The organism is Halococcus sp. IIIV-5B, from assembly GCF_003602035.1.
GTDB lineage: Archaea > Halobacteriota > Halobacteria > Halobacteriales > Halococcaceae > Halococcus > Halococcus salsus.
Genome location: NZ_QZWE01000055.1, coordinates 1 through 7,541 on the forward strand (window position 1 = coordinate 1; position 7,541 = coordinate 7,541).

The window sequence follows — 7,541 nt, forward strand, 5'->3', positions numbered from 1 at the left end:
CGCCGTTTCCGCTCCCGCCACCGCCGCCCATCGCGTTCGGTGAGTCCAGGTTGTCGAGTTCGCCCATCACGTGCCCGAGTTTGCTGGTGTCAGCGACGAGCCGTGCTCGGTCGTGGTCCTCGGGATTCTCGATCTCGAACTCGACGGCGGTCATGATGAGGCCCCACTGCTGGCGGTTGAACTCGGACTCTTCGATCTCGCCTTCGAACTCGCGGTCGACCGCCATCCGGTCGCCGGCTATCATGTCGCCCCACGCGCGCGTGCTCATGAGTCGGCCTTCGCGGGCTGGTGGTATCAGGCTTTCCGCCGCCTGGCAGCGGTGCGGTGGCGGCCGCGGTGCGGTGCGGTCGCCGCAGTGCGGTTGCGGCAGCGGTAGCTTCCTGGCGGATGAAGGGCGAGACGCGCGAGCGACCGGAGGGAGCGAGTAGCGACTGGAAGGAGCGCGCGGTGAGGGCTTCGGTGGTGCTGTGCGGGGTGGTTGCGGTCGCGGAGGTGATAGTGGTCGTACCGCGAGTGAGCCGAAGGCGAACGAGCGGGCGCGAGGGTGACCAACGGGAACCCGACGCGCTTTTGATCCACATTTTGCTAGTGAAGGAGCGAAGCGACTGAGCGCAGCAAAAGGTGGTTCAGAAGAACTTCAGCAGGTCGTCGCGGCGCTGGTCGTGGAGGTGGGTGCGGACCGCCTCGGTGAGCGGCGTGATCGACCCGCGTTTGGCGGTGACGGGGGCGACGGTGTCCTGCCATTGCTGCCACGGCGACGGGAGGCCGAGTCGGTCGCAGACCGCGTTCAGGCGTTCGTCGCGGTCGTGGACCTTGTCCATCTTGTTGACCGCGACCACGGTCGGGATCCCGACGTCCTGGAGGAAGTGGAACAGTTCGACGTCGTGGGGGACCTCGCCGCGGTCGGCGTGACGGTCGATGATGTCGACGGCGCTCTTGCCGTCGAGGACGAGCACGCCCACGAGGATCTCGTCGGCGTGGTCCTCGATGTAGCGCACCACGTCGGTCTTGATCCGCTCGCGGACCTCCTCCGGAACCCCGGACATGAACCCGAAGCCCGGGAGGTCCGTGAGCACGAAGTCCTCGGGGACCCAGTCGTAGTGGCCGGGCGAGCGCGTGACGCCCGGCTTCTTCCCGGTCGTGAAGTCGTGGCCCGTGAGCTCGCGGAGGATCGTGGACTTTCCGACGTTCGAACGGCCGCAGAAGACCACTTCGGCGCTCCGGTCGGGTCGTCCCTCGAACATACACCGTCTCGACCGCCGGTGGGTAAATCCCCGTCGGCTCCGCGCGATCGGGGGGTATTTGTCGGCCCCCCGAGACGGACGGATGTGCGACTCGTCCAAGTGACGATCCCGGCGGGCAAACGCGAGACCGTATTGGGCGAACTCGACGACGAGGGTATCGACTACGTGCTCACCGAGGAGACCAGCGGCCGGGAGTTCACCGGCGTGGTCCACTTCCCGCTGCCGACCGGCGCGGTCGAGCCCGTCCTCGACCGGCTTCGCGAGACGGGCATCGACGACGACGCCTACACCATCGTCCTCGACGCCGAAACCGTGGTCTCCCGGCGGTTCGACGAGTTAGAGCAACGGTACGAGGAGAACGGCGAGAGCGAGGACCGCATCGCCCGCGAGGAGATCCACAGCCGTGCCCAGGAGCTCGCCCCCAACGTCGGTCCGTTCCTGGTGATGACCGTCGTGAGCGCGCTCGTCGCTACGGCCGGGCTCCTCCTCAACGACGCGGCGATCATCGTCGGCTCGATGGTCATCGCCCCGCTTATCGGTCCGGCGATGGCCACCTCGGTCGGCACCGTGGTCGACGACCACGAGATGTTCCGTCGCGGGGTCAAGCTCCAGGCGATCGGGCTCGTCGTGGCCGTCATCGCGGCGACCCTGTTCGCGGCGTTCATCCGGGCGACGAACCTCGCCCCGCCGGGAACGGACGTCCTCTCGATCCAGCAGGTGAGTATCCGAACGTCGCCGGGACTGCTCGCGCTCGTGGTGGCCCTCGGTGCGGGCGTCGCGGGTGGCGTGAGCCTCGCGACCGGCGTCTCGGCCGCGCTCGTCGGCGTGATGATCGCCGCGGCGCTCGTGCCGCCCCTCGGAGTGATCGGTATCGGGATCGCGTGGGGGCTGCCGAGCCCCGTGCTCAGCGCGACCGTGATCGTCCTCATCAACACCCTCTCGATCAACCTCAGCGCCCTCGTCGTGCTCTGGTATATGGGGTATCGACCCGACCACTGGTTCCAGGCGGACGCCGCCCAGAACGCGACCCGAAAGCGCGTCGGGACGCTCGTCGTCGCGGTCCTCGTGCTGTCGGCGTTCCTCGGGCTCGTCACCTACGACTCCTATCGAACCGCGACGTTCGAGGAGGAGGTCCGCGGCGAGATCAACGGCCTCCTCGACCAGCAGCCCTACGAGGACCTCGTGTTGGTGAACACCGAGTTCGAGTACGACGACCCGATCCCGCCGCGAGAGCCCACCAGCGTCACCGTGACCCTGAGTCGGCCGACCGGGAGCGAGGATCCGAACTTCGCGAAACCCCTCCAGCGGCGGATCAACGGAACCGTCCAGCCGACCGCACTCCCGTTCGACCAGTCGCACAACGTCAGCTCGTTCGACGTCAGGATACGCTACGTCGAAAGCGAACGGGCCTGACGCGAAGCGTGGTCGATCCAGCCGGGGGAGCGCGGTCGTCCCGACGTTCGCTCGAAAGGCGATCGAAGGAACGAGGGGAAACGGTTAGACGCCGGGTGCCATCACGGGTGTATGGCCAGCCGTAGGGACCCGGTGCAATCGAGCGTCGACGGGTCGCGCGACCTCTACGACATCGCGACGTGGGACGTGCGCTCGCCGCTCGACCGGGTCGCGGTCTTCGTCTATCGCTTCCTGAGCGCGACCGCACGGTTCATCCTCGTGGCTGTCGCGCTGTTGTTGTTGTACCAGTTCATCCAATTCTCCAGCCTCTCGCGGGTTTTCAACCCCGTCATCACCGGTTTCACGCTGCTCTCGGTCCTCCCCGCGCTCGCGCTGGTGGTGTTCGTCTGGCGGAGCGACATCACCTCCGAACCCGTCTCGCTGCTCGCGGCGACGTTCGCGCTCGGGGTCCTGTTCGCCGGGTTCGCGGCGGTGGTCAACGACGTCGGAAGCCGGGTCCTCACGGTCGTCCCGATAGTGGGCCCGATCTGGTTCTACTACCTCGTGGTCGGGCCGATCGAGGAGACGGTGAAGTGGCTCGCGGTTCGGCTCTACGCCTTCCGGAGCGTGCGGTTCGACGCCGTGATCGACGGGGCGGTCTACGGCGCGGTCGCGGGCCTCGGCTTCGCCACGATCGAGAACGCGCTCTACATCACCAACGCGGTCGGGATGCCGGTCGCGAGCAACCTCCTCGGGGCGGGCGGCGGGATCACGCCTGTCCGGGCGATCGCCGGTCCGGGCCACGTTATCTACGCTGCGTTCTCGGGCTACTACCTCGGGCTCGCGAAGTTCAACCCGGACCGGGCGGGACCGATCGTCGTCAAGGGGCTCCTGATCGCGGTGTTCATCCACGGCACCTACAACACCCTCTCGTTCGTTCCCGGCATCGTCGCCGGGCTGTTCGACGTCCCGTACTTCCTCGCACTGCTCGGGTTCGTGGTTGTCTACGACGGGTTCTTCGGTTACTTCCTCTTCCGAAAGCTCGCCCGATACCGGGCGGCCTATCGGACGGCCGGTAACGACGGCGGCCGCGTCCCCGCCGGCGTCGAGCGCACCGAGTTCGAAGACTGACCCCGTACCGACACGTTCGGGACGAACATGAGCCTTTTTATAAACTGCGGTCATCCCACGCACAATGGCTGAGGGTACATCGGAGGCGGGCGGCGCGGAGATCGGCGAGGAGCTCGACCGGAATATCGGGCTGCTCGGCGCGCTCGCGATCGGCATCGGGACGATGATCGCCGCGGGTATCTTCGTGCTCTCGGGGCTCGCGGTCTCGAACGTCGGGACCGTCGCGATCCTCTCGTTCGTGCTCGCGGCGCTCGTCGCGGCCTTCACCGCCGCCGCCTACGCCGAGTTCTCCTCGATCTACTTCGAGTCCGGCGGTGGCTACATGTACGTCTCCGAGACCTTCAAGAGCAACTTGACCTACATCATGGGCTGGACCATGATCGTGGGCTATCCCGCGAGCGCGGCCTTCTACCTCGCCTCCTTCTCCGATTGGTTCTACCGATTCATTTACCCCGTCCTCGGCATCCCGCAGTGGATCCCCTACTGGATCCCCGGGCTCCTCGTCCTCGGCCTCCTCGTCTTCATCAACAGCCGCGGGAGCGAGGAGTCGAGCCAGTTCCAGATCGTCGTCACCGCGGCGAAGGTCCTCCTCCTGGTGCTCTTCCTCTACGGCGGCCTCCGGTCGTTCAGCTCCGACGTCGTCGTGACCTCGTTCGCCCAGAACATCGGGAACGTCGTCGAGATCGGTGCCACCAGCGCGCTGGTGTTCATCACCTTCATCGGCTTCTCGGCGATCGCCACCAACGCCGACGAGATCAAGAAGCCGGGGACCACCATCCCGCGGGCGATCTACATCAGCATGGGCTTCGTGACGGTGCTCTACGCGCTCGTCGTGCTGGTGATCGTGATCGCGATCAACGACGGGAACTTCCTGACCTTCCTCACCCAGAACACCGACCTCGGCGGACTCTCACCGACGCAGTACGTCGCCAACAACGGCGAGGTCTCGATGGCGCTCGCCGCCCAGTACTACCTGGGGAACATCGGGTTCTACGTCGTCATCGTCGGCGCGCTCTTCTCGATGCTCAGCGCGGCGAACGCAACGGTTCTGGCGGGCTCGCGGGTCAAGCTCGCGCTCGCGCGACGCAACCACCTCCCGAGCCAGTTCGAGGACCTTCACCCCGACTACGGCACGCCGTACAAGGCCACCCTCCTCACCGGCGGGTTCATCTTCACCTTCATCCTGATCTTCAGCGTCTTCTTCGGCGAGGTGCCGGGTGCCGGGAGCGAACACCCGCTGTTCGGGCTGTTCGCCGACCTCCCGCTGTTCGGGGTCCACCTCGGCCTCGAGAGCATCACCGGTGTCGCGAACTTCCTGCTCCTGCTCGGGTTCTCGACGGTGAACGTCGCGGTGGTCTTCTCGCGCCGGAAGTTCGAGGACCTCGACCGCGGGTTCCGGGTGCCGCTGGTGCCGTGGGTCCCCGCGATCGCCGTGATCGCCAACGTCGGCCTGGTGGTCAGCCTCGGGCTCGAAACCATCGCGCTCGGCCTCGCCGCGGAGGCGATCGGGATCGCCTTCTGGTTCGCCTGGAAGGGCCGTGCGCCCACGACCGAGGAGATCGAGCGCGAGACTCCCACCGCAGTCGCCGAGCAGAACCCCTCGGGCCGCGACCGTGATTACCAGATCGTGGTGCCGATCGCGAACCCCGAGAACGTCGAGCGCCTGATGCGGACCGCGACCGACATCGCGCGCGACCGCAACGGCGAGGTGATGGTGCTCTCGGTCGTGGATCTCCCCGAACAGACCCCGCTCGCCTCGGGCCAGCAGTACACCGACGAACGTCGCGAGGTGCTCAACCAGGCGATGGCGATGGCCGACGGCGGCGAGGGCGGGGACGTCCCGGTCAGCGGCACCGTCCGGATCAGCCACCAGGTCGACCGCGCGATCCTCAACACCGTCGAACAGTACGGCAGCGACGCGGTCCTGATGGGCTGGGGTGGCTGGCGCGCCCGCCGGCGCGACGTCGTCCTCGGGAGCACCGTTGACACCGTCGTCCAGGAGGCCGACTGCGACGTGCTGGTCGAGCGGATCGACCCCGGGAGCGCGCCCACCGTCGGGTCGATCCTCCTCCCGACCGCGGGCGGCCCGCACGCCGACCTCGCGGCCGAGGTCGCACGGTCGATAGCCCGCGTGACCGACGCCCACGTCGAACTCCTCCGCGTCGTGGACCCGAACGACGAGGCGACCGACCGGGCGGACGCCGAGTCGGTGCTCGACGCGGCGCTGGCCGACTTCGAGGGCATCGACGCCGGCGCGACGGTCGTCGAGGGCGACGACGTCGTGGGGGCGATCACGGCGGAGTCGGCGAACCACGACCTCACGATCATCGGCGCGACCCGGGAGGGACTCCTCCAGCGGGTGGTGTTCGGCGCGATCCCCGAACGCGTTGGCGAGCGTGCCGAGAGCACGGTGATCCTCGCGAAGCGTGACCTCGACATCACCTCGCGCCTCCGCGAGATACTGCGCTGGCGCTGAGACGGCTCGGGCCGTCGTTTCGACCCCGACCGACGAGCGACGTCGTCGAGGCCTCGCACGGGAACACTGCTGTAGGATCGGCGGTAAACGAACTCTCGCCCCTCGCCATACGGTAATACTGAATTTCTCGACTGGGTATTGCGCAACGAACAATTCAGGCGTTCGGTTTATGCTGTTGCAACAACTCTACGGGGATATGTTCGCAACCGATGGTGGACACCGGTCGGGAACGGAGCGGGTGGGGGACGCCCTCCCGGAGGGCCGGTACCGGCTCCTGCTCCCGGTCGCCGGCGAAACGACGCCGGCGGACGCGGAGCGACGTCTCCGGACCGCGACGGCCATCGCGCGCGAACGCGACGGCGGGCTCGTGGTGTGTTCCATCGTGAGCTTCGCGCGTCAGACCCCGCTCGATGCGGTCGCGGCCGACGAACCGAAACTGGTCGCGGCGCGCGAGACGACCGAGCGGTTCGTCGAGACCGTCGAGCGAACCGGCGTCCCGGCGACCGGTCGTGTGCATCTGACCCATCAGGAGTCGGGGTCGGTGCTCAACGCGGTCGAGGCCTACGACTGTGACGGCGTGACGCTCGCCATCCGTGGGGGGCAGTCACAGCGCCGCCGACTCCTCACCGGTGACGTGGCCGAGCGGGTCGTTTCGCGCGCGGAGTGTGAGGTGTTCGTCGAGAAGCAGGCTGCCGACGAGACGCCGATCGAGACGGTTCTCCTCGCGGTCAGCGGCGGGCCACACTCGGGCTTGGCCGCGCAGGCGGCACGCGCGCTCGCGCTCGATACCGGTGCCCGCGTCGACGCGGTCCACTTCATGTCCGAGGACGCGAGCGACGAGGACCACGAGGAGGGAACCCAGATCGTCGAGGCGGCCGAGCGGGCGCTGACGAACGTCGAGCGGGTCGAGGCGACGGTCGAAGCCGTCGAGAAGGTCGAAGAGACCATCATCAGCCGCTCCGACGCCTACGACCTCACGGTGCTCGGCTCGCCCACCGGCGGCCTCCTCGAACAGTTCGTCTTCGGGACGGTCCCGGACTCGGTGAACCAGCGCACCGGGAACGCCGTGTTGATGGCGCGGGACGACGTCGGCAGCAAGTCGATCTACGAGCGGTGGGTCGCCGGCGACCCGACCGAGTAGGACGACCCACCCACGGTTCGCGAACCGATCGATAGCCGCCGGGTTCTCAATTGGACATACTACATGACAGAATCGACGGAGACCAGTACGGGCGGGCGGGGCGAGGCCGGCGTCGCGACCGAGCTCTCGCGGGACATGGGGCTGGCGGATATCACGT

7 protein-coding genes are annotated in these 7,541 nt (G+C 67.6%); 5 read left to right on the plus strand and 2 right to left on the minus strand.

Annotated elements, in window-relative coordinates; all coding sequences use genetic code 11:
* Positions 1-268, minus strand: a 268-nt coding sequence (locus tag D3261_RS19065) for a DUF5799 family protein (protein WP_233554045.1), incomplete at its 3' end; no start/stop codon positions are given.
* Positions 269-387: 119 nt separating this feature from the next.
* Here D3261_RS19065 and D3261_RS19070 point away from each other — a divergent pair.
* Complete coding sequence (locus tag D3261_RS19070; protein WP_120075142.1) at positions 388-609, plus strand: hypothetical protein; 222 nt, start codon at positions 388-390, stop codon at positions 607-609.
* A 17-nt stretch (positions 610-626) separates the two neighbouring features.
* On the opposite strand, the gene engB is transcribed toward D3261_RS19070, so the two are convergent.
* A complete protein-coding gene (gene engB, locus D3261_RS19075) occupies positions 627-1,244 on the minus strand; it encodes a GTP-binding protein EngB (RefSeq protein ID WP_120075144.1) in 618 nt (205 codons plus the stop codon).
* Positions 1,245-1,328: 84 nt separating this feature from the next.
* Here engB and D3261_RS19080 point away from each other — a divergent pair, with 84 nt between their 5' ends.
* The 4 genes from D3261_RS19080 (at position 1,329) to D3261_RS19095 (ending at position 7,384) form a co-directional block, all read left to right on the plus strand.
* On the plus strand, positions 1,329-2,657 hold the full coding sequence (locus D3261_RS19080; RefSeq protein ID WP_120075145.1) for a TIGR00341 family protein: 1,329 nt from the start codon (positions 1,329-1,331) through the stop codon (positions 2,655-2,657).
* 111 nt (positions 2,658-2,768) lie between these two features.
* Positions 2,769-3,767: a PrsW family intramembrane metalloprotease gene (locus D3261_RS19085; protein ID WP_199694077.1), complete on the plus strand. Its 999-nt coding sequence runs from the start codon at positions 2,769-2,771 to the stop codon at positions 3,765-3,767.
* Between the two features lie 64 nt (positions 3,768-3,831).
* On the plus strand, positions 3,832-6,243 hold the full coding sequence (locus D3261_RS19090; protein WP_120075149.1) for an amino acid permease: 2,412 nt from the start codon (positions 3,832-3,834) through the stop codon (positions 6,241-6,243).
* 196 nt (positions 6,244-6,439) lie between these two features.
* On the plus strand, positions 6,440-7,384 hold the full coding sequence (locus tag D3261_RS19095) for a universal stress protein (RefSeq protein ID WP_233554046.1): 945 nt from the start codon (positions 6,440-6,442) through the stop codon (positions 7,382-7,384).
* Positions 7,385-7,541: the final 157 nt, after the last annotated feature.

Excerpts from the sequence above, each read along its gene's own strand:
- engB (WP_120075144.1), bottom strand. The coding sequence starts at position 1,244 with ATGTTCGAGGGACGACCCGACCGGAGCGCCGAAGTGGTCTTCTGCGGC.
- D3261_RS19085 (WP_199694077.1), top strand. The coding sequence starts at position 2,769 with ATGGCCAGCCGTAGGGACCCGGTGCAATCGAGCGTCGACGGGTCGCGC.
- D3261_RS19070 (WP_120075142.1), top strand. The coding sequence starts at position 388 with ATGAAGGGCGAGACGCGCGAGCGACCGGAGGGAGCGAGTAGCGACTGG.
- D3261_RS19095 (WP_233554046.1), top strand. The coding sequence starts at position 6,440 with ATGTTCGCAACCGATGGTGGACACCGGTCGGGAACGGAGCGGGTGGGG.
- D3261_RS19090 (WP_120075149.1), top strand. The coding sequence starts at position 3,832 with ATGGCTGAGGGTACATCGGAGGCGGGCGGCGCGGAGATCGGCGAGGAG.